At 74.6% G+C, this 25,717-nt stretch carries 24 protein-coding genes; 16 read left to right on the forward strand and 8 right to left on the reverse strand.

Annotated elements, in window-relative coordinates:
* Nucleotides 1-130: 130 nt before the first annotated feature.
* A complete protein-coding gene (locus tag DSM104299_RS12210; RefSeq protein WP_272477587.1) occupies nucleotides 131-1,450 on the forward strand; it encodes a sensor histidine kinase in 1,320 nt (439 codons plus the stop codon).
* Nucleotides 1,432-2,103 (forward strand): response regulator transcription factor, encoded by a 672-nt coding sequence (locus tag DSM104299_RS12215; protein WP_349294509.1) that lies wholly within the window; start codon nucleotides 1,432-1,434, stop codon nucleotides 2,101-2,103. The genes DSM104299_RS12210 and DSM104299_RS12215 overlap by 19 nt, the downstream gene beginning before the upstream one ends.
* A 3-nt stretch (nucleotides 2,104-2,106) precedes the next feature.
* Here DSM104299_RS12215 and DSM104299_RS12220 read toward each other — a convergent pair whose 3' ends face one another.
* Nucleotides 2,107-2,709, reverse strand: a complete 603-nt coding sequence (locus DSM104299_RS12220) for a TetR/AcrR family transcriptional regulator (RefSeq protein WP_272477589.1) — start codon at nucleotides 2,707-2,709, stop codon at nucleotides 2,107-2,109.
* 83 nt (nucleotides 2,710-2,792) lie between these two features.
* Between DSM104299_RS12220 and DSM104299_RS12225 the strand changes: the two genes are divergently transcribed.
* A complete protein-coding gene (locus DSM104299_RS12225; RefSeq protein ID WP_272477590.1) occupies nucleotides 2,793-3,695 on the forward strand; it encodes an oxidoreductase in 903 nt (300 codons plus the stop codon).
* A 40-nt stretch (nucleotides 3,696-3,735) separates the two neighbouring features.
* Here DSM104299_RS12225 and DSM104299_RS12230 read toward each other — a convergent pair whose 3' ends face one another.
* Together DSM104299_RS12230 and DSM104299_RS12235 are read right to left on the reverse strand one after the other, a co-directional pair.
* On the reverse strand, nucleotides 3,736-7,680 hold the full coding sequence (locus DSM104299_RS12230; protein ID WP_272477591.1) for an AAA family ATPase: 3,945 nt from the start codon (nucleotides 7,678-7,680) through the stop codon (nucleotides 3,736-3,738).
* A complete protein-coding gene (locus DSM104299_RS12235) occupies nucleotides 7,677-8,906 on the reverse strand; it encodes a metallophosphoesterase family protein (RefSeq protein ID WP_272477592.1) in 1,230 nt (409 codons plus the stop codon). The genes DSM104299_RS12230 and DSM104299_RS12235 overlap by 4 nt, the downstream gene beginning before the upstream one ends.
* Nucleotides 8,907-8,975: 69 nt before the next feature.
* Between DSM104299_RS12235 and DSM104299_RS12240 the strand changes: the two genes are divergently transcribed.
* Both DSM104299_RS12240 and DSM104299_RS12245 read left to right on the forward strand, forming a co-directional pair.
* The gene (locus DSM104299_RS12240; protein ID WP_272477593.1) at nucleotides 8,976-9,926 is read left to right on the forward strand and encodes a hypothetical protein; all 951 of its coding nucleotides are present in this window, start codon (nucleotides 8,976-8,978) and stop codon (nucleotides 9,924-9,926) included.
* A gap of 60 nt (nucleotides 9,927-9,986) precedes the next feature.
* On the forward strand, nucleotides 9,987-11,654 hold the full coding sequence (locus tag DSM104299_RS12245; RefSeq protein WP_432419767.1) for an acyl-CoA synthetase: 1,668 nt from the start codon (nucleotides 9,987-9,989) through the stop codon (nucleotides 11,652-11,654).
* A gap of 124 nt (nucleotides 11,655-11,778) precedes the next feature.
* Here DSM104299_RS12245 and DSM104299_RS12250 read toward each other — a convergent pair whose 3' ends face one another.
* Nucleotides 11,779-12,744, reverse strand: a complete 966-nt coding sequence (locus DSM104299_RS12250; protein ID WP_349294510.1) for a zinc-dependent alcohol dehydrogenase family protein — start codon at nucleotides 12,742-12,744, stop codon at nucleotides 11,779-11,781.
* 28 nt (nucleotides 12,745-12,772) lie between these two features.
* Between DSM104299_RS12250 and DSM104299_RS12255 the strand changes: the two genes are divergently transcribed.
* Complete coding sequence (locus DSM104299_RS12255; RefSeq protein ID WP_272477595.1) at nucleotides 12,773-13,294, forward strand: YceD family protein; 522 nt, start codon at nucleotides 12,773-12,775, stop codon at nucleotides 13,292-13,294.
* Here DSM104299_RS12255 and DSM104299_RS12260 read toward each other — a convergent pair.
* Genes DSM104299_RS12260 through DSM104299_RS12270 form a run of 3 tightly spaced genes read right to left on the reverse strand, consistent with a single transcriptional unit; the run spans nucleotide 13,278 to nucleotide 14,947 of the window.
* The gene (locus tag DSM104299_RS12260; RefSeq protein ID WP_272477596.1) at nucleotides 13,278-13,517 is read right to left on the reverse strand and encodes a hypothetical protein; all 240 of its coding nucleotides are present in this window, start codon (nucleotides 13,515-13,517) and stop codon (nucleotides 13,278-13,280) included. The genes DSM104299_RS12255 and DSM104299_RS12260 overlap by 17 nt on opposite strands.
* A 42-nt stretch (nucleotides 13,518-13,559) precedes the next feature.
* Entirely contained in the window at nucleotides 13,560-14,066 is a 507-nt protein-coding gene (locus tag DSM104299_RS12265) for a GNAT family N-acetyltransferase (RefSeq protein ID WP_272477597.1), read from the reverse strand.
* On the reverse strand, nucleotides 14,063-14,947 hold the full coding sequence (locus tag DSM104299_RS12270; RefSeq protein ID WP_272477598.1) for a GNAT family N-acetyltransferase: 885 nt from the start codon (nucleotides 14,945-14,947) through the stop codon (nucleotides 14,063-14,065). Before DSM104299_RS12270 ends, DSM104299_RS12265 begins: the two co-directional genes overlap by 4 nt.
* Nucleotides 14,948-15,022: 75 nt before the next feature.
* On the opposite strand from DSM104299_RS12270, the gene rpmF reads away from it, so the two are divergent.
* The 6 genes from rpmF to DSM104299_RS12300 all read left to right on the forward strand — a co-directional run bounded on the left by rpmF (nucleotide 15,023) and on the right by DSM104299_RS12300 (nucleotide 21,250).
* Nucleotides 15,023-15,220 (forward strand): 50S ribosomal protein L32, encoded by a 198-nt coding sequence (gene rpmF / locus DSM104299_RS12275; protein ID WP_028075077.1) that lies wholly within the window; start codon nucleotides 15,023-15,025, stop codon nucleotides 15,218-15,220.
* Between the two features lies 1 nt (nucleotide 15,221).
* Complete coding sequence (plsX, locus tag DSM104299_RS12280) at nucleotides 15,222-16,298, forward strand: phosphate acyltransferase PlsX (RefSeq protein ID WP_272477599.1); 1,077 nt, start codon at nucleotides 15,222-15,224, stop codon at nucleotides 16,296-16,298.
* 8 nt (nucleotides 16,299-16,306) lie between these two features.
* Nucleotides 16,307-16,558: an acyl carrier protein gene (locus DSM104299_RS12285; RefSeq protein ID WP_272477600.1), complete on the forward strand. Its 252-nt coding sequence runs from the start codon at nucleotides 16,307-16,309 to the stop codon at nucleotides 16,556-16,558.
* A 15-nt stretch (nucleotides 16,559-16,573) separates the two neighbouring features.
* Nucleotides 16,574-17,254: a ribonuclease III family protein gene (locus DSM104299_RS12290; RefSeq protein ID WP_272477601.1), complete on the forward strand. Its 681-nt coding sequence runs from the start codon at nucleotides 16,574-16,576 to the stop codon at nucleotides 17,252-17,254.
* A 69-nt stretch (nucleotides 17,255-17,323) separates the two neighbouring features.
* The gene (locus tag DSM104299_RS12295) at nucleotides 17,324-20,620 is read left to right on the forward strand and encodes a chromosome segregation SMC family protein (protein ID WP_272477602.1); all 3,297 of its coding nucleotides are present in this window, start codon (nucleotides 17,324-17,326) and stop codon (nucleotides 20,618-20,620) included.
* Nucleotides 20,621-20,656: 36 nt separating this feature from the next.
* A complete protein-coding gene (locus DSM104299_RS12300) occupies nucleotides 20,657-21,250 on the forward strand; it encodes a hypothetical protein (RefSeq protein ID WP_272477603.1) in 594 nt (197 codons plus the stop codon).
* 15 nt (nucleotides 21,251-21,265) lie between these two features.
* Here the strand turns inward: DSM104299_RS12300 and DSM104299_RS12305 are convergent, their stop codons facing one another.
* Nucleotides 21,266-21,724 carry a GNAT family N-acetyltransferase gene (locus DSM104299_RS12305; protein ID WP_272477604.1) on the reverse strand — a complete coding sequence of 153 codons (459 nt, stop codon included), beginning with the start codon at nucleotides 21,722-21,724 and terminating at the stop codon, nucleotides 21,266-21,268.
* A 19-nt stretch (nucleotides 21,725-21,743) separates the two neighbouring features.
* Here DSM104299_RS12305 and ftsY point away from each other — a divergent pair, with 19 nt between their 5' ends.
* From ftsY to DSM104299_RS12325, 4 genes are all read left to right on the forward strand, one after another.
* Complete coding sequence (ftsY, locus tag DSM104299_RS12310) at nucleotides 21,744-22,760, forward strand: signal recognition particle-docking protein FtsY (RefSeq protein WP_272477605.1); 1,017 nt, start codon at nucleotides 21,744-21,746, stop codon at nucleotides 22,758-22,760.
* A 155-nt stretch (nucleotides 22,761-22,915) separates the two neighbouring features.
* Nucleotides 22,916-23,347, forward strand: coding sequence for an NfeD family protein (locus tag DSM104299_RS12315; RefSeq protein WP_272477606.1), 432 nt, complete (start codon nucleotides 22,916-22,918; stop codon nucleotides 23,345-23,347).
* Nucleotides 23,348-23,393: 46 nt separating this feature from the next.
* Entirely contained in the window at nucleotides 23,394-24,320 is a 927-nt protein-coding gene (locus tag DSM104299_RS12320; protein WP_272477607.1) for an SPFH domain-containing protein, read from the forward strand.
* 43 nt (nucleotides 24,321-24,363) lie between these two features.
* Nucleotides 24,364-25,707 carry a hypothetical protein gene (locus DSM104299_RS12325; RefSeq protein WP_272477608.1) on the forward strand — a complete coding sequence of 448 codons (1,344 nt, stop codon included), beginning with the start codon at nucleotides 24,364-24,366 and terminating at the stop codon, nucleotides 25,705-25,707.
* Nucleotides 25,708-25,717 lie beyond the last annotated feature (10 nt).

The raw sequence follows: 25,717 nt of genomic DNA on the forward strand, positions 1-25,717 counted from the left end.
GCAGCATCGTGGTTCGGCCGGCGCGGCGCGACCGTCGCGAGGCTGTCGTGTCCGCGACCGGGGTCGGTGCGTGCATCGACTTCGGTAGGGGGTGCGGCGCGGTGGCGCTTGTCTAGGCTGGGTGGTGGTCATGACCGACGGCGTCTCCCCATGGCAGCGGCTCCTGCTCCCGGCGGCGGTGCTGGCGGAGTCCGACGGGCGCCGCACGCCGCGCGACTGGGTCGTCGACGCGTTGATGTACGCCTTCTCGATCGGGTTCGGGATCGTGATCCTGGCGTCGACCCGGGACTACCGCTCGGACCCGACGCTCGCGCTCGACGTCGCCTGCGGCGTGGTCGCGTTCGTGGCGCTGTGGTTCCGGCGCCGGCGGCCGACGGAGGTCGCCGTGCTGGTGATCGCGCTGTCGGCGTTCTCGGCCCTGGCCGCCGCCGCCGCGCTGGCGGCGTGCTTCAACGCCGCGCTGCGGATGGAGGTCCGGCCGCTGATCGGCGTCATGCTCTTCGGGATCGCGTGCGCGGCGGTGTCCGCGCTGGCCTACGGCAACGCTCACGGCTACGACTGGTCGGGGCTGTTCGTCGGCGTCCTGCTGACCACGGTCGCGGTCGGCTGGGGCCTGTTCGCGCGGGCGCAGCGCGATCTCGTGTCGTCGCTGCACGAGCGCGCGGCGCGGATGGCGACCGAGCGGCGGCTGTACGAGGAGCAGGCGCGCGATGCCGAGCGGCGCCGGATCGCGCGCGAGATGCACGACGTCCTGGCCCATCGCCTGTCGCTGCTGAGCGTGCACGCGGGCGCGCTGGAGTTCCGGCCGGACGCGCCGCCCGACGAGATCGCCGAGGCGGCGGGGGTCGTGCGCGGCGCGGCGCACGCGGCGCTGCAGGAGCTGCGCGACGTCATCGGGGTGCTGCGCGAGCCGGACGCCGAGGGCGAGGACGGCGACGCGGCCGCGACGGGTTCGGGACTGGTCGCCGCGAGCGGCGCGCCGTCGCCCGACGGGGCGCGGCCGTGGGCGGGGCCTGGCGAGCGGGCGACGGAGCCGCCGCAGCCGACGCTCGCCGAGATCCCGGCGCTGGTCGAGGAGTCGCGGACGGCGGGCGCGCGGGTCGCGTTGCGGATCGACGTTCCCGATGGGGTCGACCTCGCGCCGGCGCTCGGGCGCACGGCGTACCGGATCGTGCAGGAGGGGCTGACCAACGCCCGCAAGCACGCGCCGGCGGCCGCGGTCGAGGTCGCGGTGGGGGCGCGCGACGGCAACCTGGTGGTGTCGGTGGTGAGCCGGCGACCGGTCGGGGTGGTCGCGGCGCGGCGCGGGGACGTCCCGCCCGGCGCCGGGACGGGGCTCTTCGGGCTGCGCGAGCGCGTCGCGCTGGCCGGCGGCACGCTGGAGCACGGGCCGGAGCCCGGCGGCGACTTCGTGTTGCGAGCGGCGCTGCCATGGGTGGCGGGCGCGTGAGCATCCGCGTGGTGTTGGTCGACGACGACGCGCTGGTGCGCTCCGGGCTCAAGATGATGTTGTCGGGCGCGGACGGGATCGACGTGGTGGGCGAGGCCGACGACGGCCGCGGCGTCCTGGCGGCGCTGGATCGCCACCGGCCCGATGTCGTGTTGATGGACTTGCGCATGCCCCAGGTCGACGGCATCGAGGCCACCAGGTTGGTCCGCGACCAGCCCGACGCGCCGGCCGTCGTCGTGCTCACGACGTTCGACGCCGACGAGCTCGTCCTGCGCGCGCTGCAGGCGGGCGCCGCCGGGTTCCTGTTGAAGGACACGCCGCCGACGGAGATCGTCCGGGCGATCGAGACCGTGCACGCCGGCGACGCGATGCTGTCGCCGACGGTCGCCCGCCAGCTGATCTCGCTCGTGGCCGGCGACGGCGAGGCCGCCGCGCGTCAGGACCGGGCACGGACCCAGCTCGCGACGCTCAGCGCGCGCGAGCACGAGGTCGCGCTGGCGGTCGGCGAGGGCCGGGCGAACGCCGAGATCGCGACCGAGCTCCACATGAGCGTCGCGACCGTGAAGGCCCACGTCTCCAAGCTCCTGGCCAAGCTCGACGTCGACAACCGCGTCCAGATCGCCCTGCTCGTCCAGGCGGCGGGCCGGGATTAGGGGCTAGGCGCGGGGGCGGAGGCCGAGCAGGAGGCGCCGGACGGCGTCCTCGATCAGGTCGTCGAGCGGGTCGTCGCCGAGCATGCCGTTGTTGGCGAGCGCGACGAGGCCCTGAAGGGCGGCGAAGGCGACGATGGCGACGCGGTGCGGGTCGCCGGCGACGATCGCGCCCGCGGCCTGGCCCTCGGCGACCGCGCCGAGGGCGGGGGCGAACGCGCGCTCGCCGGCCTCGGTCAGCTCGGCGGGCGCGCCGGCCTGGTGCTTGCTGGCGAACATCAGCTCGACGAGCGCCGGGTGCGCGGTCGCGTAGGCGATGTAGGCGCGGCCGAGGCTGAGGAGGCGGGCGTCGAAGTCCGGGCCGGCGTCCGCGACGGCGGTCGCGAGGATCGCGCCGAGCTGCTCGAAGCCGTTCTGGGCGAGCGCGTCGAGCAGGGCCTGCTTGTCGGCGAAGTGGCGCCGGGGCGCGGCGTGGCTGACCCCGACGTCGCGGGCCAGCTCGCGCAGCGACAGCGTCTGGGCGCCGCCGCTCTCGAGCGCCTGCTCGCCCGCGCGCAGCAGCGCCTCGCGGAGGTTGCCGTGGTGGTAGGGCCGCGCGACGGTCGTCACGCGATGGATCGTACCTCGCCGAGTAGACGCTGACAGCATTGTTGTCATTGACACCTTTGTCGGCGCCGTCTACATTCGCGTCCATGTCTTCCTCCAAGTGGACCGCCGCGGACCTCCCCGATCTGGCCGGGCGCACGATCGTCGTCACCGGAGCCTCCAGCGGCCTGGGGGCCGTGACCGCGCGGGAGCTCGCCCGGGCGGGCGCGAACGTCGTGTTGGCGGTACGCGACGTCGCCAAGGGCCAGGGCGTCGCGGAGCGGTTCACGGGGTCGTGGGAGGTGCGGCCGCTGGATCTCGCCTCGCTGGACTCGGTGCGCGCGTTCGCCGACGACTGGACCGGCGACCTCGACGTCCTCATCAACAACGCCGGCATCATGGCCGTGCCGCAGGGCAAGACGGCCGACGGCTTCGAGTTGCAGTTCGGGACCAACCACCTCGGCCACTTCGCGCTGACGAACCTGCTGCTCGGGCAGGTGCGCGACCGCGTCGTGACGGTCTCGTCGGGGGCGCATCGCTTCGGCCGGATGTCCTTCGACGACCTCAACTGGGAGCGCCGGCGCTACGACCGCTGGCGCGTGTACGGGCAGACCAAGTTGTCCAACCTGCTGTTCACGACGGAGCTGCAGCGCCGGCTGACCGAGGCCGGCTCCGGCGTGCGCGCCGTCGCGGCGCATCCGGGCTATGCCAACACGCATCTCCAGGACCACACCGGCAGCCGGGTGCAGCACGTGCTGATGTCGACGCTCGGCAACCGCCTGTTGGCGCAGAGCGACGAGATGGGCGCGCTGCCGACGCTGTACGCGGCCACCCAGGAGATCCCGGGCGACGCGTTCGTCGGCCCGGACGGCTTCATGGAGCAGCGCGGTCACCCGAAGGTGGTCGGCCGGGCGAAGGCCGCGCAGAGCGAGGAGGACGCCCGGCGGCTGTGGGACGTCAGCGAGGAGCTGACCGGCGTGCGCTTCGGGCTGTCGACGGCCGCGGCGTAGAGGGCGCACGCCGCACGGCGTCGCCCGGGCCGGGCGACGCCTACAACAAGCTGGTCTGCTCGCCGTAGGGCGACTCGTGCACCGCGTGCCCGGCGAGCGCGGCGAGCTCCTCGGCCAGCGTGGGGGTGGGCTCGTCGCCGTCGGGCTCGGGCTCGTCGTCGGCGTCGAGCGCCGGGACGGCGGGCTCGGAGGGCGCTGGGTCCTCGGCGGTCGCCGGCGCCGCGTCGCGCTGCGCGGTGGCGGCGGGGGTGAGCGGCTCGGCGGTGGTGGTGGCGACGGGCACGGGCTCGGCAGTCGCGGCGGTGGCGGTGGCGGTGGCGGTCAGCGGCTCGGCGGCGGTGGCGACGATCTCGGCGCGCTCCCGCGCCGGCGCGGCCGACGTGGTGTCGGCGGTCAGCTCGATCAGGTCGAGGCGGTCTGCCGGGATCGTGGATCGGGCGATCTCGACGAGGTGGTGGTGGTGGGTGAGGAGGATGACCTGGGTGTGGGTCGCCAGCTCGGCGAGCGCGGTGAGGATGCGGTCGGCGCGCTCGTCGTCGGACTCCAGGAGGACGTCGTCGAAGAGGACCGGAACCGGCTGGGCGGTGGCGACGTGGCGCTCGATCGCCGCGAGGCGGAGGGCGAGGAAGAGCTGCTCGCGGGTGCCGTCGCTGAGCTCCTCGACGCGGCGGCGGGAGCCGTCGGCCGTGATCGCGATCAGGACGTCCTCGTCGCGATCGTCGACGTCGGTCTCCAGCCGCGCGAAGCGCTCGCAGGTCAGCGCCGGGAACAGCTCGTTGGCGCGGGCGAGCAGCGGGCCCTCGTGGGCGCTGCGGTAGCCGGCGATCGCGTCGCGCAGGACACGCTGGGCGAGGCGCGCACGCGCGTAGCGCTCGGCGACCTCGCGGATCTGGGCCTCCAGCGTCGCGGCCTCCTGCCGCGCCTGCGCGGCCTCGTCGGAGCGCTCCAGGCGGGCGAGCTCGTCGCGTGCGCGGGTCAGCGCGCGGCCGGCGTCGTCGCGCTCGTCGCGCTGGCGGGACGCGAGCGCCTCGAGATCCCCGGCGCGCACCGCGGCGACGTCGGCGTCGAGGTCGGCGACGGCCCGGGCGACCTCGCCGGCGGGCGCGCCGCCGGCGCGGGCGAGGTCGCCGTCCAGGCGCGCGATCTCGGCGCGCAGCGCGTCAGCACGCGCGCTCTGCTGCTCGCGCTGGACGAGCGCGGCGTCGCTCTCGGCGCCGGCCGCCGCGCGCAGCGCGGCGAGCTCCTCGTCGGCCTCGGCGACGATCGCGACCTGCTCGGCGTGGTCGGCCGCGAGGTCGGCGATGGTCGTCGAGAGCGTGTCGCGCTCGGCGGCGGCCGCGCGCACGGCGGTCGCGCGGCGATGCAGCTCCTGTGCCGCGGCGACGGCGGGGCGCTCTGCGAGGTCGGGGGCGCGCGCCGTCACGTGCTCGGCGACCGCGGCCTCGAACGCGCGGCGGCGGGCGACGATGGCGTCGCGGTCGGCGGTCAGCGCGCCGAGCCGCTCCTGGTCGCGCGCGGCCTGCTCGAGGGAGCGCAGCGCGCCGAGCGCCGCGTCGGGCGCGAGCGTGGCGGCAAGGCCGCAGGCGTCGCGGAGCGACGTCCAGCTCGTGGTCCAGTCGGCGAGCCGTGTGTCCGCGCGGGTCAGCGCGGTCTCGGCGTCCTCGAGCTCGGCCTCGGCGCGGGTGAGCGCCTCGGCGGCGCGGGTGGCCTGGTCGGCCTCGGCGCGCAGCGTCTCGAGCCGCACGTCGGCGAGCTCGACGAGCGTGGCCAGCGGGAGGTCGGGGTCGGCAGGGTCGACGAGCGCCGAGCGCAGCGCGGAGGCGTGCTCGGCCCGCAGCCGTTCGCCGGCCTCGGCCTGCTCGGCCGCGCGGGTCGCGGCCGCGAGATGGTCGAGGGCGGTGTCGCGCTGGGCGAGCCAGGCGCCGGCGGCGGCCGGGGACGGTGCCGCGTCGGCGGCCGGCGACCAGGCCGCCGACCAGGCGTCGGCGGCACGGGCCGCGACGGCGTCGTGGCGCTCGCGGCGGTGAGCCAGCTCGGCCTCGTCGCGACCGAGCTTGGCGAGGTCGCGCTCGATGTCGGCCAGGCGTGAGACGTCCTCCGCGTGGCGGAGGCGCTCGTCGGCGATGTCGTCGGCCTCGGTCGTCGTGTGCTCGTGCTCGACGGCGAGCTGCTCGGCCTCCTCGGCCTCCAGCGGAGCCGAGAGCCCCGCGCGGACCTTGGCCCACGAGTCGTCGCGGGCCGTGCGGGCGGCCGCGAGCGCGGAGGCGTCGAGGACCGGGGCGTCGGCGCCGAGGTCGTCGCGCTGGGCGGCGAGGAGGTGGACGCGGTCGGCGATCGCGATCGCCTCCGTCTCCAGCTCCGCACCGATCCGCTCTGCCTCGACGATGGCGCCGAGGAGGTCTTGGAGCGTCTCACGGTCGGGGACCGGGATCGCGGCGAGCGCGGCGGCGTCGCCGCCGGCGGCACGATCGGCCGCGGTGAGGGCGGCGCGCTCCTCCGCCCGGCCGCGAGCGACCTGCTCGTCCACGTCGCCGGCGCGGCGGGCCGCGCGCAGGGCGGCGGTCAAGGCAAGGTCATTGCCAACGGCTGGGGCCGCGGCGGCGTCGCGCTCGGCGCGCTCCACGGCGCGGCGCGCGTCCTCGGCGGCCGCGCGGGCGGAGGTCGCGGCCTCCGTGACGCCGCCGCGCGCCTGGAGGCAGGCCTCGAGGCGGTCGCGCGCGTCGGCGTCGAGGGCCAGGCGCGGGACGGGGGAGGCTCCGTCCGACGTGGAGGAGTCGCCGGCCGCGGAGGCTCCGCCCGACGCGGAGGTCACGCCGTGGGCGGACGCATCGCCGGGCGCGGAGGCGTCGGTGGGCGCGAAGGCGCCCTCGTCCGAGGCAGCCGCGCGCTCCCCGCCCGCCGGCTCGCGCAGCGCCGCGCCCAGCGCCGCGCGGGCGCCGTCCAGGCGCGCCGACAGCGCCGCCGCGGTCGTCGACAGCTCGTCGTGGCGCGCTGCGTCGGCGGCCACCGCCGACGCGGTCGTGTGGAGCGTCTCGAGCGCGTCGAGCGCGGGCAGGAAGGCGTCGTCGACCGCCAGCTCGGAGGCGCGGGCGCGGTGGCGCGAGAGCTCGCGGGAGGCCGCGGAGGCGTTGGTGCGCGCGTGGGCGCGACGTTCGGTCGCGGCCATCCGGCGCGCCGGGGCATCGGAGCTGAGCGCCGGCACGTCGCCGAGGGCCTCCAGCTCGGCCGCGAGCGTCGCGCGCTGGCCGGCGATCGGCGCCGCGCCGCGCAGGCGCTCCAGCCGGGAGCGCTCGCGCTCGGTCTCCTCCAGCGCCGTGCCGGCGACCGCGAACGCCGCCTCGAGGTCCGCCCGCTCGCGCTGCAGCCCCTCGTAGCGCGGCGGCCGCAGCCCGACGTCGCGCAGCAGCGCCCGCACCTCGGCGTGTCGCGCCAGGAGCAGGTTGAGCTCCTTCTTCGAGGGACGCGTGGAGAAGAGCGTGTCCGCGTCGGCCTCGAGCCGGCGCAGCAGCGCGTGCAGCCGCGCCGTGCCGGCCGCCGCCGCGAACAGCGACTCGCCGACCGCGCCGCGACCCGCGAGCAGCTCCTGACCGCCCTCGACGAGCGAGTCGTGGGTGATCTCGAACAGGCCGGCGTGGACGTCGCCCGTCAGGCCGCCGAGCGCGCCCGCCAGCCCGGCCGGATCGAGCACCTCGCCGGCGCCGTCCAACAACGTGTTCTTGAGACCCTTGCGGCGCACGACCTCGACGGGCACGCCGTCGAGCTCCAGCAGCGCGCCGACGCGCAGGTCGGCGCCCGGCCGCCCGAACGTGTCCCGCGTCCGCGCCGGCACGCCGAACAGCAGCGCGCTGACTGCGCGCCGCGTCGTCGACTTGCCGGCTTCGTTGGCGCCGAAGACCACGTGCAGCGAGCCGGCCGGGGCGAACGGCAGCGAGCGCCCGTCGAAGTGCCCCCACCGCTCGAGGTCCAGGCGCGCGATGCGGATCACGCCGCGCCTCCGTCCAGCAGCAGCGCCGGCAGATCGCGCGCGACGTCGTCCAGCAGCTCGCGCACGACGTCCTCGGACGTCGGGTCCCAGTCCACCGCGCCGCGCAGCTTCCCGGCCAGCCCCTCCAGCTCGGCGCCCAGCTCGGCCTCCGACGCGGCGCCGACCGCGCGCGCCAGCTCGGCGAACACGTCGTCGCCGACCGCGACGCCCTCGACCGCGCCGATCGCCGACGTCCGGACCTGCACCTTCTCGATCCACGCGCCCTCGCCGGCGACCTCGGCCGCCGCGCCGCGCACGTCCCACTCGAAGCGCCGCGCGTCGCGCACCAGCGCGCCGTGCGCGCTGGAGGCGCCCACGATGCGGACGCGCGCCGCGAGCAGCCGACCCTCGGCCGCGGCCACGGCGTCGGACAGCGCTGAGCCCACGGCGACGACGACCTCGTCGCCGTCGGCCAACGCGGAGGCGTCGACGTCCACGACCGCCCAGCGGACGACGTCCAGCACCCGCTCCGACAGCACCGGCAGCCCATCGGCGCCGAACGTCACGACCGTGGCGCCCTTCGGCCCGGTCTCCCGCACGTTGCGCCCCTGCAGGCATCCCGGGAACAGGATCGGCGGCTCGGCGTGCAGCAGCGTGCGGTCGTGCACGTGCCCGAGGCCCCAGAAGTCGTAGCCGTGCGCCGCCAGGCGGTCGACCCGGCACGGCGCGTACGGCGCGTGGTCGAAGCGCCCGTCGGCGCTCGTGTGGAGCAGCCCGACGTTGACGAGCCCGGACACCGGCGCCGGATAGGCGGCCGACAGGTCCGCCATGACAGCCGGGGTCGCATAGCCCTGGCCGTGGACCGCCAGGCCCAACGCGTCCAACACCACGGTCTCCGGCGCGTCGACCCCGAGCAGCCGCACGTTCTCGGGCAGCCGCAGGGACTTGGTGATCCGCGACGCCGCGTCGTGGTTGCCCGTCACGACGACCACGGGGATCGACGCCTCGCCCAACCGCGCGGCCTCGCGCACGAAGAACGCGCCCGTCGCGTAGTCGTGCCAGTCGCCGTCGTACAGATCGCCCCCGATCAGCAGCGCGTCGGCGCCCTCCTCCAGGCACAGGTCGACCAGCCCGCGGAACGCGCTGCGCGTCGCGAGGCGCAGCTCGGCGACGGGCGCGGTGTCGTAGGCGGCCAGCCCGTGCATCGGGCTGTCGAGATGGATGTCGGCGGCGTGGACCAGCTTCATACGGGACCGACCAGTCTGGGGCCGGCGACGGACGGACCACCGCGCGAGCGCCATAGGCTCTCGTCCCACATGCGGCCGACGCTGACCGGCATCGAGCAGGTCCTCGCCGACGCGGGCGGGGCCGATGCGCCCCGCGAGCGCATCGGCCAGCTGCGCCAGCTCTTGGGACAGGAGTTGCAGCACGGCGCCGCCGAGCTCGCGCAGAGCCGTTCGGGATATGACCATCCGGTCGTCCTGGCCGTGGCCGAGACGCGCCGCGAGGGCGGCGGCCTGATCGCGGTCGCGCCCGTCGCGCCCGGGCTGAGGGCCGATCCCGACGCGGTCGACGAGCGCGCCTGGCTGCTCACCGCCGCGCTCGTCGGCGCCCTCGCCGACGCCACCGACCGTCCGACGCGGATCGAGGCCGGCCACTTCGACGACTTCCTCGCGATCAGGGTCACGTCGGCACGAGGTCACGGCGACCCGGAGCTCGCCCCCCTCGCGTTCGACACCGACCACATCGCGCCCGTCGACCGCCTCAAGGCGCAGCTGCTCGCCGTCCCGCCGGCGCTCCTCGACGACGCCGCCGACTTCAAGGCGCCGATCGGCCCGGCGCACCCGCTCAACGTCGCGCTCGAGGTCGCCAAGCTCCAGGGCCGGCCCGCCGACCCGCAGTCCGTCGCCGAGCACGAGGACGCGATCCTCACCGCGCTGGAGGCGAGCCGGCCCGCCCAGGCCACGCGTCCGCATGATGACCCCGACCCGTCGCGCCGCGTGGCCCGCCGGATCCTCCAACGCCTCGACGGCATGGGCAAGTGGGGCGGCTACCACACCGACTTCACGCATCTCGCCCGCGGCTTCGCCGGCAACGACCGCGCGCTGGCCGACGAGGTGGGCGAGGCCTTGCTGCTCTCAGGGTTGCTGGCCGAGAAGCCGAGCGTCGGGCAGCGCCACGTGTTCCTCAACCCACGGAGAGCCGCCGACATCCGCGGGCTGATCGAGCGCGGCGACGTGCCGCCCGACCTCGAGCTGCCGTCCTGACCGAACGGTCAAGTGCGGAACCGCACCATCGCGGAGCCGCAAGTGCCATATTCCCCCTCAATGCCCCAGGTGCAGTCTGTCCTCGACCGGGTCGGCAACACGGCGCAGGCCGTCAAGGTCCTCGCCGATGCCGGCGTCATCCGGCCCATGCGACCGGACAAGGTCGTCCACATGGCCTCGACGATGGTGCGCTGGGGGCCGACGCCCGCCGCCGGCTACAGCGTCTCGGCCGTCCGCCGCCCGGACAAGGTCGGGATCGTCGACGAGCTCGGCACGCTGACCTTCAGGGAGATCCACGAGCGCACCAACGCGCTGGCCAACGCGTGGAGCGACCTGGGCATCGGCGAGGGCGACGGCGTCGCGATCCTCTGCCGCAACCACCGCGGGTTCGTCGACGCGACCGTCGCGTGCTCCAAGTTGGGGGCCAACGCGTTGTACCTCAACACGATGTTCGCGGGGCCGCAGATCACCGACGTCTGCGCGCGCGAGAAGCCTAAGGCCATCGTGTACGACGAGGAGTTCGCCGACCTCGTCAAGGACGCCGGCAAGCGCCGCAAGCGCTTCGTCGCCTGGTTCGACGGGGAATCGGGCCCGCCCACCCAGCCGGCCGGCGACCCGCTCCTGGAGGACCTCATCCAGCGGGGCGACAGCGCCGACCTCGTCCCGCCGGCCGAGAAGGGCCGCGTCGTGATCCTCACCTCGGGCACGACCGGGACGCCGAAGGGCGCGAACCGCTCGCAGCCCAAGTCGCTGCTGCCCGCCGCCGGCCTGCTGTCCAAGATCCCGCTGCGCGCCGAGGAGCCGTGGATGGTCGCGGCGCCGATGTTCCACTCCTGGGGCTTCGCGCACTTCACGCTCGGGATGGCGCTCGGCGCCCAGCTCGTCCTGCGCCGCCGCTTCGACCCCGAGGGCGCGCTCAGCGCGATCGCCCAGCACGAGGCCACGACGCTCGTCGTCGTCCCGGTGATGCTCAGCCGGATCCTCGAGCTCCCGCCCGAGACGATCGACCGCTATGACCTGCGCAGCCTGAAGATCATCGGGGCGAGCGGCAGCGCGCTGCCGGGCCCGCTGGCGACCGAGGTCATGGACCGCTTCGGCGACGTCCTCTACAACCTGTACGGGTCGACCGAGGTCGCGTGGGCGACGATCGCCCAGCCGACCGACCTGCGCGCCGCGCCCGGGACCGCCGGCCGGCCGCCGTTCGGGACGATCGTCAAGTTGTACGACGACGACGGCAACGAGGTCGGCGACGGCGAGACCGGCCGGATCTTCGTGGGCAACGAGCTGGTCTTCGACGGCTACACCGGCGGCGGGAACAAGGCCATCATCAACGGCCTGATGTCCACCGGCGACGTCGGCCACATGGACGACGGCGGGCGCCTGTTCGTCGACGGTCGCGACGACGAGATGATCGTCAGCGGCGGCGAGAACGTCTTCCCGCGCGAGGTCGAGGACCTGCTCAGCCACCACGACGCGGTCGACGAGGCCGCGGTGGTCGGCGTCGACGACGCGAAGTTCGGCCAGCGCCTGCGCGCGTTCGTCGTGCTGACCGGCGGCGCCGGCGCGTCCGAGGACGACCTCAAGGCCTACGTGAAGTCCAACCTCGCGTCCTACAAGGTGCCGCGCGAGATCGTCTTCCTCGACGAGCTGCCGCGCAACGCGACGGGCAAGGTGCTCAAGCGCGAGCTGGCGAGCGACGACGTGGAGTCATCGCCCAGAGGGCGCTGACTCCATAGCGAGCAATCGCCCAGGGGGCGATTCTCGCGGTTCGTGGCACCGCACGACGTGGAGTCATCGCCCAGAGGGCGCTGACTCCATAGCGAGCAATCGCCCAGGGGGCGATTCTCGCGGCTCATGGCACCACCACCGCCGCTCCCTCGAGCGCGCCCGACCGCAGGTCGTCGAGCGCCTGCTGGGCGTCGTCGAGCGCGTAGGTCGTGACCTGCGGCCGGAGCGGTACGCGAGTCGCGAGCGCCAGCAGCTCGTGCCCGTCGGCGCGGGTGAGGTTCGCGACCGAGCGGAGGACCCGCTCGCCCCACAGGTCGGCGTAGGGGAACGACGGGATGTCGCTCATGTGGATCCCGCCGCAGACGACGACGCCGCCCGGGCGCACGGCGCGCAGCGCGAGCGGGACCAGCTCGCCGGCCGGGGCGAAGATCAGGGCGGCGTCCAAGGGCTCCGGCGGCGCCGCGTCCGTCCCGCCGGCCCAGCGCGCGCCCTGGCTGCGCGCGAAGGCCTGCCCGCGCTCGTCGCCCGGCCGGGTGAAGGCGTACACCTCGCGCCCCTCCCAGACGGCGATCTGGCAGATCAGGTGCGCGGCTGCGCCGAAGCCGTACAGCCCGACCCGCGCCGGGTCGCCCGCGGCGCGCAGGGTCCGTAGCCCGATCAGCCCCGCGCACAGCAGCGGCGCCACGTGGACGTCGTCCATGACGCCGTCCCGTCCACCCAGCGGCAGGCAGAAGCGCTCGTCGGCGACCGTCCACTCCGCGAAGCCGCCGTCGATGTCCTTGCCGGTGAAGCGCGCAGCGACGCAGAGGTTCTCCTGGCCGCGCGCGCAGGCCGGGCAGGTCCCGTCGGTCCAGCCCAGCCAGGGGACGCCGACGCGCTCGCCGGTGTCGGCCCGCTCGGCCACGATCTGGTGGCCGAGCACGAGCGGCGCGCGGGTCTGCGCGACCTCGCCGTCGGTCACGTGCAGGTCGGTCCGGCAGACGCCGCAGGCGCGGACGCGGAGCAGGACCTGGCCGGGTCCGGGCTCTGGCCTGGGCTGCTCCAGCGGGTGGAGCCGCGTCCCCGGACCGTCCAAGACCATCGTGCGCACCGATCCATCTTCTACCCTCGCAAGGGCGATGTCCGCGCGAACCGATTCCTTCGACCTCGGCCCGCTGCATCTGCGCGCCGGGGAAGCCCGCCATCTCGAGGTCGACGTCCCGCTCGACCACTTCGAGCTGAGCAACGAGCGCTATGACGTGCGGCCCACGCCGATCCCGGTCGAGCTCGACGTCAGCCGGATGACCGGCGGCGGCTGGTCGCTGCGCCTGCGCTTGACCGCGGAGCTGCACGGGCCGTGCATGCGCTGCCTGGAGCCGGCGTCGCCGTCGTTCGCGGTCGACAGCTACGAGGTCGACGTGCCCGACGAGGGGCCGGAGCTGGACTCGCCCTACGTGGAGGGCGAGGTCGTCGACGCGGCCGGCTGGACCCGCGACGCGCTCGCGCTGGCGCTCCCGGCCAACATCCTCTGCAAGCACGACTGCCTCGGGCTGTGCCCGGAGTGCGGGATCGACCTGAACAACGCCGGCGCCGACCACCACCACGAGAAGGCGCCGGACGCCCGCTGGGCCGCGCTGTCGCAGATCAAGTTCGAGGAGTAGCCAGCTCCTCCGTGATCTCCACGCGGCGCACCACCAGCTCGTCGATCTCGAGCTTCTCGAACCGCGCCTGACCGACCCTCAGCCGCCCGATCGCGAGCGCGCCGACCGCGACCGCGCCGACGGCGACCGCGCCGAACGCGGCGCTGCCGGCCGCCAGGGCGAGGATCGGCCGCGCGCCGGTGATCGCGACGGGGCGGGCTTCGAGCTTGGAGGAGGAGGCCATGGGCGCCAGTATTGCGACCGGGCTGGGCCTCCCGGGCCGGCGCTAGCCCAGCTCCTTGACGTAGGCCACCGTGTCGAGCCCCATCGGCGGGAACGTGTCGCGGCGGCCGTCGCGCGACCAGCCGAGCGCGGTGTAGAGCTGCTCGGCCGGGGAGCCGTCCAGGGTCCAGAGCTGGGCGCGGGAGAAGCCGGCGGCGCGCATCGCCGCGTCGGCGGCGTCGAGCATGAGGCGCGCGATGCCGCGACGCCAGTGCGGCGGGTCGACGAAGACCGCGGAGACGTGGCCGACCCCGGGGATCGGCGTGCGGTCCTCGCGCGCGACCGTCGCCTGGGCGAAGGCGACCGCGCCGAGGATCGCCTCGCCCTCGACCGCCACCTGGATCCAGGCCGCCGAGCGCGCGAACCGGACCTCCCACTCGAGCTCCTCGCCCTCGGAGGCGGGCATCGGGACGTCCGTGCCGGCCCACGCGCGCTGCGACTCGTCGCAGCGACGCACCAGCGCCGTGAGCTCCGGGATGTCGGCGCGCGTCGCCGCGCGCAACGCGATCACAGGTACGCCCCGCTCGGCAGGTACGGCGCCAGCGGGCCGAGGTCGCCGCGCGTGAAGATCGGGCCGTCGGGCGTGAGCGCCAGGCCCATGTCGAGCGCGACCTCGACGGCCCAGTCGTTGCCCTGCCCGATGAAGTCGACGTGGGCTGCCGCGCCCGGCGTCGCGGCGGCGAAGCAGGACCAGAGCAGGTCGCGCGCGGCCGCGTCGTCGAAGGCGGCGACGACCATCGGCGAGCCGTCGCGGACCACCGCCCAGCCGCGGCCGTCGACGACCAGCAGCTCGCCGCCGGTCCGCAGCATCGCGTCGACGTCGGCGCCGTGCTCGGCCGTCCGCACGTGGCGCGAGACCGCGGCGATCAGCTCCGCGTCGTCCGCGACGTCGCCGGTCCGCGCGCGCAGGCCGGCCGGCAGCCGCGAGCGGTTGATCGCGCCGGCCGCGGCGATGCACGGCCGGACCTGGAAGCCGGCGCGGAAGTAGCGGCGCATCGCGCGGGCATCGGTCGAGCTGAGGATGATCGCGGCGCGCCGGCCCTCGGCGTAGCGCAGCGAGCCGTCGAGGATCGGGCCGCCGATGCCCTGGCCCTGCAGGCCGGGCTTGACGCCGAACAGCGACAGTCCCCAGACGTCCTCGCGGACGAGCGCGAGCGCGATCCCGACGATCTCGCCGTCGCCGGCCTCGGCGACCCACGCGCCTTCGGGATCGGTCTGGCGGAGATGGTCGACGCGGGTCTCGGAGCGCACGCGTTGGGCTTCGCGCTCCTCGTCGGTGGAGGGTTGGAACTCGACGGGGTAGAGGGCGCCGAGCGCGTCGCGGCCGACCTTCGCGGCGGCAGGGACGTCGGCGGGCGTCATCAGGCGGGGAGTGACGGGGAGAGAGGACACGGCGCCGCAGTCAAGCAGGCGGCCCGGACCCGCAGGGCGGTGCGATCGCGCGTCCGCTACCCTTCGGCGTCGCCCATGGCCGTCCCGAAGCAGAAGCAGTCGCACAGCCGCACGACCAAGCGTCGTTCGCAGCACAAGATCTCCTCGCCCGCGATCAACGCGTGCCCGGTGTGCCACAGCCCGCGCCGCCCGCATCGCGTGTGCCCGTCCTGCGGGACGTACGCCGGTCGCGAGATCCTCGCGCCCGAGCAGCACGGCCACTCGCACGATTAGCGTGACGGCCTCGGGAGAGGCCGTCGTCGTCGCGGTCGACGCCAACGGCGCCGACCTCGGCCCGGCGGAAGTGGCCGCCGGCGCCGCCATCGCCGCCCGGCAGGGCGTCAAGTCGCTGCTCTTCGGACCGGCCGACGCGTTCGGCCCGATCGACGCGCCCGCCGACCTCGTCGAGGTCGTCGACGCGCCCGTCTCGATCGCCAAGGTCCCGGATCCCGTCTCCGCCGCGCGGTCCACGAAGGACGCGTCGATCGTCCTCGCCGCGCAGGCCGTCGCCGCAGGGCGCGCCGGCGCGCTGGTCTCCGGCGGCTCGACCGGCGCCGCGCTCGCGGCCGGCCTGTTGAACATCAAGCGCTCGCAGGGCATCTACCGCCCGGCGCTCGCGCTCCCGATCCCGGTTCCGGGCGGCCGCCCGCCGGTCACGCTGCTCGACGTCGGCGCCAACACCGAGGTCCGCCCCGAGCACCTCGTCCAGTTCGCGTTCATGGGCGCGGCGCTGGCCAAGACGGTCCTCGGGATCCAGCGCCCGCGCGTCGCGCTGCTGTCCAACGGCAGCGAGGCGATCAAGGGCACGCCGCTGGTGATCGAGGCGCACCGCCTGCTCGTCGAGCGCGCCGCCGCATCGCCGCTGGTCGACTTCGTCGGCAACACCGAGGGCAACGTGATCATGGACGGCGAGGCCGACGTGGTCGTCGCCGACGGCTTCACCGGCAACGTCACGCTCAAGCTCATCGAGGGCGTGTCGTCGGCGACGCTGCGCTCGATCCGCGAGGCGGCCATGAACTCCTCGCGCGGCAAGGTCGGCGGCCTGCTGCTGCGGTCCGACCTGCGCACGCTGCGCTCGGAGATCGACCCCGAGGCGCAGGGCGGCGCCTACATGCTCGGCCTGCGCAAGCTCGGGATCGTCCCGCACGGCCGCTTCAGCCGCGTCGGCTTCGGCCAGGCGATCCTGCTCGCGGCCCGCGGCGTCCGCAACGACGTCGTCGGTCAGACCCACGCCGCGCTGGAGGAGGCCGGAGCGCTCAAGGGGGCGGGCGGGACCACATCCCTCGCGTCCGGCTCCGGCAGTACGGTCTAGGGGACGCCATGACCCGCGAAGACGTCTTCACCCTGATCCGGAACCACCTCGCCGACGAGCTCGACGTCGATGGGACGCGGATCGACGAGTCGACGCGCTTCAAGGAGGATCTGGACGCCGACTCGCTGGATCTGTACACGCTGGTGCAGGAGCTCGAAGACTCCTACGGCGTGAAGATGTCGGACGAGCAGGCGGCGCAGATCCTCTCCGTGGGCCAGGCGGTCGACTTCGTCCTCGCCCACGCGCCCAGCGCCACGTAGCCGTGAGCCACTAGCTTGCAGAAGCTGCGAGACCTCCTCGGCGAGGTGCCCGAGGATCTGGCTCGCCAGGTCTTCACCCACGCGTCCTGGACGGCGCGGCGGTCGGACTCCTACGCGCGCCTCGCGTTCCTGGGCGACAGCGTGCTGGGCCTGGCGATCACCGCGCACATCTACCCGTTGCTGGAGGCCGAGCGCTACGGCGCCGGCCGGCTGACGAAGATCCGGGCCCAGACGGTGTCCGGGCCGTCGTGCCGCAACGTGGCCGAGCGCCTCGGCGTGCCGGAGCGGCTGCGGGCCGCGGCGCCCGAGGGCGCCGAGCAGACGACGGCGCTGATGGAGACCGAGCGCGTCCTCGCGTCGATCATCGAGGCGGTCATCGGCGCGTGCTTCCTGCACGCGGGCTACGAGCGCACGGCGGCCGCGGTCGTCGAGGCCTTCGAGCCCGAGCTCGAGCACGCGCTGGAGCATCCCGTCGACTACAAGTCGACGCTGCAGGAGCGGCTGGCCCAGCGCGGCGAGGTCGTGGTCTACGAGGTCACCGCCGAGAACGGCCCGCCGCACGACCGCACCTTCGAGGTCGCCGCCGGCGTGTCCGGCGCGGTCCTCGGAACCGGGTCGGGCCGGTCCAAGAAGCACGCCGAGCAAGAGGCCGCGCGCGTAGCGCTCGAAGGTCTCGAAGCCGACGACGCCGCCTAAGGCTCCCCAAAACTCCCTGCACCCTCCGGTTCGGGCACGAACGTCCGGGGCACCCGCAAGGATGTGGGGGTGCATCTGAAGTCGCTGACCCTGAAGGGCTTCAAGTCCTTCCCCGACCGCACCAAGCTCGAGTTCGGGCCTGGCGTGTCGGTGATCGTCGGCCCGAACGGGTCCGGCAAGTCCAACATCACCGACGCCGTGCTGTGGGCGATGGGCGAGCAGTCGCCGCTCGCGGTGCGCGGCCAGTCGATGCAGGACGTCATCTTCGGCGGCGGCCGCGGCGTGCAGGCGCGCTCGTCGGCCGAGGTCGAGCTGGTGCTGGACAACTCCGACGGCACGGTCGACCTCCCGGTGGGCGAGATCTCGATCCTGCGCCGGCTCGACCGCTCCGGCGACGGCGAGTACCGCCTCAACGGCGCGAAGTGCCGGATGGTCGACGTGCTCGAGGTCCTGAGCGACACGGGCCTGGGCAAGGAATCGCATTCCGTCGTGTCCCAGGGCCGCGTCGAGGCGATCGTCACGTCCAAGCCCAAGGACCGCCGGCTGCTGATCGAGGAGGCCGCCGGCCTGGGCAAGCACCGCAAGCGCCGGCGCCGCGCGCAGCTCAAGCTGGAGCGCACGCAGGACAACCTGGATCGCGCGCTGGACGTCGAGCGCGAGGCGCGGTCGCGGCTGCGCCCCCTCAAGCGCCAGGCCGAGGCCGCCGAGCTGCACGAGCGGCTGGAGCGCCAGACGGTCGAGGCGCGCTGGGAGCTCGCGCGCGAGACCGTGCGCGCGCGCCGCGCCGAGATGGCCGAGGCGGTCGCGAAGGTCACGTCGTCGCGCGCCGAGCGCGAGGAGGCCCAGTCCGAGCTGCGCGCGGTCGCGGCGCGCCGTCAGCTCGCCGAAGAGGCGCTGGCCAAGCGCTCGGAGCAGCGCGAGGCGCTGGCCCGGCGCGTCGAGCGGGCGCGGTCGGCCGCCGACCGGATCGAGCTGCGCCTGGAGCGCACGCGCGAGACGGCCGAGCAGGTCGCCGAGCGGGCCGAGTCGCGCGAGCGCCAGCTCGGCGCGCTGCAGCTGCAGGCCGCCGAGGACCAGCCGGACGAGAACGGCCTGGAGCGCATCGAGTCGATCGAGGCTCAGCTCGTCGAGCTGGACTCCGACCGGACCGCCGCGCTGGAGCGCGAGCTGCAGGCCCTGGAGGCGCAGCGGTCCGCGGCGGCCGCGCGCGTCGAGGAGCTGAAGACGGCGGTCGAGGCCAAGCGCGCGGCGCTGGCCGAGGCCGACCAGGCCTGCGAGGTCGCGCGCCAGGCGCGGCGTGCGGCGGAGGCGTCGGCCGAAGGCGCCCGGCGCGAGGCCGCGAAGGTCGGCGCCGAGCTGGCGCGGGCCAACCAGTTCCTGCGCTCCCATTCCGGACCCGCCGGCAGCGCGCGGTCGCTGAGCGACGACCTCGAGGTCGAGGCGGGCGCCGAGCTGGCGCTGAGCGCCGCGCTCGGCGCGCGGCTGAGCGCCGCGGTCGTCGCGGACCGCGCGGCCGGCGCCGCGCTGCTGGACAAGGCCAAGCGCGACGGCGGCCGCGCGCTCGTCTCCGGCGACGCTCCCGCGGGCGCTCCGGTCGCGCAGCCGACGCCGCCCGTCCCCGGCGCGCGGCCCTTCGTCGACCTCGTCCGCGGTCCCGAGCCGGCGCTGTCGCTGGCCAGGCGGCTGCTCGCCGACGCGTGGCTGGTCGAGTCGCTCGACGCGATTCCGGACACCTTCACCGGCGTCGCCGTCACGCCCGCGGGCCGCGCCTGGCTCGGCGCCACGCGCGAGCTCCAGCAGGCCGCCGAGGGTGGGGCGGAGCGCGTCCTGGCGATGCGCAACCAGCGCGACGCGCTGATCGCCGAGGCCGACAAGCACGTCAAGGCGGAGCACGAGGCGTCGACCGGCGTCGAGGCCGCGACGGGCGCCGTCTCCGCCGCCGACGCGTCGCGCGACGTCGCCGAGCGCGAGCGGCGCGACGCCGAGCGCGCCTACGCGGAGGCCAAGGAGTCCGAGCGCCAGGCCGCGTGGCTGATGGAGGAGCGCCGCAAGGCGCCCGAGCAGGGCGAGGCCGCGGTGCGGCGCGCGCAGCTCGAGGGCGAGCTGACGTCCGAGCGCCGCGTGGCCGAGCAGGCCGCGAAGGCGCGCGAGGAGCGTACGCGGCGCATCGCCTACCTCGAGGCGCAGCTCAAGCGCGACCGCGAGCTCGGGCCCGCGGCCGGCCGCGTCGCCGACGTCCTGGCGGTCGTCCACGAGGCGGTCATGGGGCGGATGCGCGAGATGGAGGGCGCGCTGGCCGCCGATCGCGCCGAGGGCGAGGGCGTCGCCCAGGAGCTGCGCGCGTGCGCCGCGGCCGAGGCCGAGATCCAGCAGAAGCTCGGCGAGCGCAACGAGGCCGTGACCCGCGCCGAGGTCCGCGCGCAGCAGCTGCGCGACCAGGAGGCCGAGGCCGCGCACGAGCTCGCCGAGCTGGCCGAGAAGCTCGGCCTCGAAGCGGAGCCGCGCGAGGAGCCGCTGTCGACCGAGGAGGCGATGCAGCTGCGCCAGCGCGTCGAGCGCCTCGTCAAGCGCCGCGAGCAGCTCGGCCCGGTCAACCCGCTGGCCAAGCAGGAGTACGACGAGGCCGTCGTGCACGTCGACGAGCTGGAGCGCCAGCGCACCGACCTGGAGACCGCGCTGCGCGAGCTGCGCGCGTTCATCCGCGACACCGACCGCCAGATCCGCACCACGTTCACCGAGACGTTCGAGGCCGCGGCCAAGAACTTCGAGGAGCTGTCGCAGACGCTGTTCCCGGGCGGCGGCGGGCGCCTGACGCTCGTTCGCGAGGACAACGGTCCGCGCCCCGTGCTCGGCGGGGCCAAGGCCGACGGCGACGCCGGCGACGGCGCGTCCGAGGTCGAGGCCGAGGCGGCCGCCGAGGCCGCGGCCGACGCCGAGGCCGCCGCGGACGAGCACGGGATCGACCCCGACGACGACCTCGGCGTCGAGATCGAGATCACGCCTGCGGGCAAGTCGATGAAGCGCCTGACGCTGCTGTCCGGCGGCGAGAAGACGATGACCGCGATCGCCTTCCTGTTCAGCGTCTTCCTCGCCAAGCCGTGCCCGTTCTACATCCTGGACGAGGTCGAGGCCGCGCTCGACGACCTCAACATCACGCGCTACCTCGACCTGCTCCAGGCGCACGCCGACCGCGCGCAGTTCATCGTCGTCACCCACCAGAAGCGGACGATGGAGGCGGCCGACACGCTCTACGGCGTGTCGATGGGCAACGACGGCGTCTCGAAGATCGTGTCGCGCAAGATGCCCAAGGAGTACGTCGCCGACGCCGAAGAGGCGCACGGCGAGCCCGTCGGCGCCGGCGCGTAGGTTCGCGCCGCGTCGCGCACGGGTAACGGAGCGGCTATGAAGAGGTCAGCGGTCCTCATCGTCTGCGTGCTCGCGGCGCTCGTCGCCCTCGCGCCCGCCGCGGCGCAGGCCAAGAGCAAGCAGTGCGGCACGACGACCCGCGCGTTCTCGTCGTCGAGCAAGTTCAAGTTCAAGGTCTGGGTCGCGCACGGCGACGTGTCGTGCGCGCTGGCCAAGAAGGTGATGGGCCGCGCGTTCACGGCCAAGGCCGTGAAGGGGTGGAAGTGCTACGACGCCACCAACGGCCCGACGCCGGTGTCCTACTCCGACAAGTGCAAGAAGGGCCGCTCGGAGGTCCGGGGCAACCTGCTCGGCCAGGTCTCGCGCACCACCGCCCAGGCCGCCTACACGGGCAAGTGCAAGACGGTGGCCTTGACCGACAGCATCGACGCGCGGGTGGTCGTCGTGAACGACACCTGCGCGCGCGGCCGGCCGCTCGTCAAGCGGTGGCTGGCGGCCAACGTGCGTGACGACCGCGCCCCGCGGATCCGCAAGGTCGGCGGCTACGTCTGCGCCTTCGGCGGCAACACCGTCCTGGTCCTGCGCTGCACGCAGCGCGACCGGGTCATGCGCGCCAGCTGGGGCGACTGACCCGAGCCGTGCGCCCTACAGCGCCTTCTCGCCCCAGAACGACGCGAACGGGTTCGCGTTGAAGTTGCCGATCGGCGCGTAGCCGGCGCGCTCGTACATCGCCTGCGCCTCCGGCTGCCGCGGTCCGGTGTCCAGCCGGGCGATCGCGTAGCCGCCCGCGCGCGCCGCGTCCTCCAAGGCCACCAACAACTGCGAGGCCAGACCGCGGCCGCGCGCCTCCGGGACCACGTACATGCGCTTGATCTCGCACGCCGTGTCGTCCAGGCGCTTGACGCCGCCGCCGGCCACCGGCTCGCCGTCCTCGAACAGCACGACGAACACGCCGCCGCGCGCCTCGGAGAAGTCGACCGGCGTCGCGCTCGGCGCGCCCGGCGCGTCGATCCGGCCGTACAGCTCGGAGACCTCGTCGACCATCGCGGCGACGAGCGTGGTCGCCGGAACGGCATCGGACGGGACGGTGCGCGCATCGATCACCCCGCTATCTTCGCGCGCCATGGCCCGTGACTGGCGCGACCTCTTCCTGACCGGCGACGACGGCGGCTCCGCCCCCGCGGGCGGCACTTCCGAGCCTGACGAGCAGCCGGATCGCCGGCGTGGCTTCTTCCGCCGCCTGCGCGAGAACATGTCCAAGACTCGCGAGGCGCTGACCTCCGAGATCCAGGCCACGCTGTTCGACACGCTCGACGAGGCCACGTGGGAGCGGCTGGAGGAGGCGCTGATCATGGCCGACGTCGGCGCGCGCACGACCGCGAGCGTCGTCGGCCAGCTCGAGCAGGAGGCGACGTCCGGCCAGGTCGAGGGCGGCCCGGCGCTCCAGGACCGCCTCGTCGAGCTGCTGGCCGACATCGCCAAGACCGGCACCGACACCATCGACGTCCGCCCGCGCGAGAACGGCCCGACGGTGATCATGGCCGTCGGCGTCAACGGCACCGGCAAGACCACCACCATCGGCAAGCTCGCCTGGCACCTGCGCCAGGAGCTCGGCAAGACCGTCCTGCTCGGCGCGGCCGACACGTTCCGCGCCGCCGCGGTCGAGCAGCTGACCGAGTGGGCCAGGCGCGCCGACGTCGACATCGTCACCGGCCCCGAGAACTCCGACCCGGGCGCGGTCGCCTTCGACGCGGTCGCCCGCGGCCGCGAGCGCGGGGTGGACGTGGTGATCATCGACACCGCCGGCCGCCTGCACAACCAGGAGGAGCTGATGAACGAGCTGACGAAGATCCGGCGCGTCATCGGCAAGCAGATGCCCGACGCGCCGCACGAGACGCTGCTGACGATCGACTCGACGACCGGCCAGAACGGCGTGCGCCAGGCCAAGCTCTTCTCGGAGGCGGTCCCGGTCGACGGCATCGTCCTGACCAAGCTCGACGGCACCGCCAAGGGCGGCATCGCGCTCGCGATCGCCGGCGAGTTGGGGATCCCCGTCAAGCTCATCGGCATCGGCGAAGCACTGGAGGACCTGCGCCCGTTCGACGCCGACGACTTCGCCCGCGCCCTGGTCAGCGTCTGAGCCCGGCGACGCGAAGTCGTCGCGACGACATTCGCCCGCGCCCTGGTCAGCGTCTGAGCCCGGCGACGACATTCGCCCGCGCCCTCGTCCCCGTCGGGTCCTAGGGCGCACCGAGCGGCGCCCGGCGCCCGACCGGCCTGGGATACTCGGCGGGGATGGATGCCTGGCTCGTCTGGCTGATCGCAGGGGTCTTCGCAGCGGTGGGGGAGATCCTCACGGCCGGCTTCTTCCTCGCGCCGTTCGCGGTGGGCGCGTTCGGCGCGATGCTCGCGGACCTCGTCGGCGCGGGAGCGGCGCTCCAGCTCATCGTCTTCGCGGTCCTGACCCTCGCCTGCTTCGGCCTCGTCCGGCCGATCGCCAAGCGCCACCTGTACACGCCGCCGCGGATCCGGACGGGCACCGCCGCGCTCGTCGGGCGCAATGCCATCGTGTTGGAGCGCATCGCCAACGACGAGAGCGTCGGCGCGGTGCGCATCGACGGCGAGGTCTGGACGGCGCGCTCGCTCGACGACGACCAGGAGATCGCGGCCGGCACCAAGGTGCAGGTCGTCGAGATCCGCGGCGCTACGGCGCTCGTAACCCCATGACCCTCTTCGACGCCATCATCTTGACCCGAGACCCGGAGGTACCCCAGTGGCCGCGCTGATCGCGCTCGTCGTCATCCTGCTCTTCGCGCTGTTCGTCGCGTCGCAGACGATCCGCATCATCCCCCAGGCGCGCGCCGGCGTCGTCGAGCGCTTCGGGCGCTACAACCGCACGCTCGAGCCCGGCCTGACGATCGTGCTGCCGTTCGTCGACCGGGTCAAGCCGCTGATCGACCTCCGCGAGCAGGTCGTCAGCTTCCCGCCGTCGGGCGTGATCACCGAGGACAACGTCACGGTGAACATCGACACGGTGTTGTACTTCACGATCACCGACCCCAAGTCGGCGTCCTATGAGGTCGCCAACCCGCTGCAGGCGATCGAGCAGCTGACGGTCACGACGCTGCGCAACGTCATCGGCGGCCTGACGCTCGAGGACTCGCTGACGTCGCGCGACCAGATCAACTCGCAGCTGCGCACGGTCCTCGACGAGGCGACCGGCAAGTGGGGGATCCGCATCGCCCGCGTGGAGCTCAAGGCCGTCGACCCGCCGGCCGGCATCCAGGAGGCGATGGAGAAGCAGATGCGCGCCGAGCGCGACCGCCGTGCCGCCATCCTCAACGCCGAAGGTCTCAAACAGTCGCAGATCCTGACCGCCGAGGGCGAGAAGCAGTCCGCCGTCCTGCGGGCCGAGGGCCAGAAGACCGCCGCGATCCTGCAGGCCGAGGGCGAGGCGCAGGCGATCGACACGGTCTTCACCGCCATCCACAAGGGCGACCCCGACCCCAAGCTGCTGTCCTACCAGTACCTCCAGATGCTGCCGCGCATCGCCCAGGGTGACGCGAACAAGCTCTGGGTGATCCCGAGCGAGTTCACCGCAGCGCTGGGCCAGCTCACGAGCGCGTTCGCGAGCGGGCGCGACGACCACCCGGCGCCGCCGCAGACACCGCCCGGCGGCGGGCCTCGTCCACTCTCATAGAACCTTCATGCAACCACGGCGGCGGCGGCTACGTTCCAACCGCATGCTCCTCCGTCGTCTCCCCGCCGTCCTGGCGGCCGCCGCCGCGGTCGCCGTCCCCACCGCCGCCCAAGCCGACGCGCCGTGGTCGGCGCCGGCCACGCTGTCCGCCGCGTCCGTCGGCGTCGCGCCCGGCGGCGCGATCACCCAACGCGGCACCGCCGCCGTCGCGGTCACCGGCCCCGGCGGCACGGCCACGGCGCCGCAGTTCCCGACCCACCTGATCCGCCTCGACGCCGGCGGCGCGGTCGCCGGCGACGACGGCCTCACGTTCGCCGACGCCCACCTCGCGTCCTACGGCGCCACCGGGCTGATCGCCGCCGGCTCGTCGCTCGGGACCGCTTACCCCGGGACGATCGACGACACCAGCCACATCCGCTTCACGACCGCGAGCGGGACGGGCGCGATCAAGACGTCGGCGATCTCCGGCACCACCGGCCTCGGGGTCGCCGCGATCGCCGGCGACGCCCAGGGCAACGTCGCGCTGGTCGCGTTCAACACCAAGGAGCGCGTCGTCTACCTGCGCACGAAGGGCTCGTCGACGTTCAGCAAGGTGCTGACGATCAAGGCGTCGGACAGGGCGCGCGGCGCGACCGTCGCGGTCGGCGGCAAGAGCGGCGGCGAGCTGCTCGTGGTGTGGGAGGACCAGCACGAGGTCTATGCGCGCCACCGCGGGGCGAGGTCCTGGGGCGCGACGCACACGCTCGGCGCCGGCATCCAGTCCGACCTCAGCGCCGTGATCGACGGCTCGGGCCGTGAGTCGGTCGCCTGGAAGTCCCAGCGCGTCAGCGAGGGCGAGAGCGACGCGCCCGCGATCGTGTCGTTCATCACCGCCGCGCCGGGCAAGGGCTTCGGCGCACGCCGCCAGATCGAGTCGGTCGGCACGCCCGCGGGCGCGGGCACCTACATCGCGTCGCCGGGCGTCCTGCTGCGCGCGATCGACGGCCAGCGCACGCTGCTGGCCTGGTCCGGCTTCAGCGACAACTACGTCGTGCGCGCCGAGACGATCACCAACGGCCACCTCGGGACGCCGGCGGCGCTCAGCCCGGCCGGCACCGACGCGATCCTCGGCGACGCGGCGACCACGCCCTCCGGCGCGGCGCTCGTCCTGTGGCGCGCGGGCGTCCGGGGCAACGACCCCTCGGTCGCGGCCCCGCGCGTCTTCGGCTCCGTCGCCGCCCCGTCCTCGCGTGCCGCGTCCTTCGGCGCCCCCGCGGCGATCAGCGCGCCCGACGCCCAGACCGCCCAGCCGCCGGTCGCGCTGCTCGACGCGTCGACCGGCAAGGCGCTGGCGGCGTGGGCGAACGTCAGCGGTCCGGCCCAGGTCGCGGCGCGTCCCGCGCCCTAAACTCCGTCGC

Origin of the sequence: Baekduia alba (genome assembly GCF_028416635.1) — a bacterium.
Classification (GTDB): Bacteria; Actinomycetota; Thermoleophilia; order Solirubrobacterales; family Solirubrobacteraceae; genus Baekduia; species Baekduia alba.

What these genes read in the sequence shown, in the direction of transcription:
- DSM104299_RS12315 (WP_272477606.1), top strand. Translation starts at nt 22,916, where the DNA reads ATGGATGCCTGGCTCGTCTGGCTGATCGCAGGGGTCTTCGCAGCGGTG.
- DSM104299_RS12235 (WP_272477592.1), bottom strand. Translation starts at nt 8,906, where the DNA reads ATGAAGCTGGTCCACGCCGCCGACATCCATCTCGACAGCCCGATGCAC.
- DSM104299_RS12240 (WP_272477593.1), top strand. Translation starts at nt 8,976, where the DNA reads ATGCGGCCGACGCTGACCGGCATCGAGCAGGTCCTCGCCGACGCGGGC.
- DSM104299_RS12215 (WP_349294509.1), top strand. Translation starts at nt 1,432, where the DNA reads ATGGGTGGCGGGCGCGTGAGCATCCGCGTGGTGTTGGTCGACGACGAC.
- DSM104299_RS12325 (WP_272477608.1), top strand. Translation starts at nt 24,364, where the DNA reads ATGCTCCTCCGTCGTCTCCCCGCCGTCCTGGCGGCCGCCGCCGCGGTC.
- DSM104299_RS12300 (WP_272477603.1), top strand. Translation starts at nt 20,657, where the DNA reads ATGAAGAGGTCAGCGGTCCTCATCGTCTGCGTGCTCGCGGCGCTCGTC.
- rpmF (WP_028075077.1), top strand. Translation starts at nt 15,023, where the DNA reads ATGGCCGTCCCGAAGCAGAAGCAGTCGCACAGCCGCACGACCAAGCGT.
- DSM104299_RS12255 (WP_272477595.1), top strand. Translation starts at nt 12,773, where the DNA reads ATGTCCGCGCGAACCGATTCCTTCGACCTCGGCCCGCTGCATCTGCGC.
- DSM104299_RS12260 (WP_272477596.1), bottom strand. Translation starts at nt 13,517, where the DNA reads ATGGCCTCCTCCTCCAAGCTCGAAGCCCGCCCCGTCGCGATCACCGGC.
- DSM104299_RS12225 (WP_272477590.1), top strand. Translation starts at nt 2,793, where the DNA reads ATGTCTTCCTCCAAGTGGACCGCCGCGGACCTCCCCGATCTGGCCGGG.
- DSM104299_RS12245 (WP_432419767.1), top strand. Translation starts at nt 9,987, where the DNA reads ATGCCCCAGGTGCAGTCTGTCCTCGACCGGGTCGGCAACACGGCGCAG.
- DSM104299_RS12285 (WP_272477600.1), top strand. Translation starts at nt 16,307, where the DNA reads ATGACCCGCGAAGACGTCTTCACCCTGATCCGGAACCACCTCGCCGAC.
- ftsY (WP_272477605.1), top strand. Translation starts at nt 21,744, where the DNA reads ATGGCCCGTGACTGGCGCGACCTCTTCCTGACCGGCGACGACGGCGGC.
- DSM104299_RS12210 (WP_272477587.1), top strand. Translation starts at nt 131, where the DNA reads ATGACCGACGGCGTCTCCCCATGGCAGCGGCTCCTGCTCCCGGCGGCG.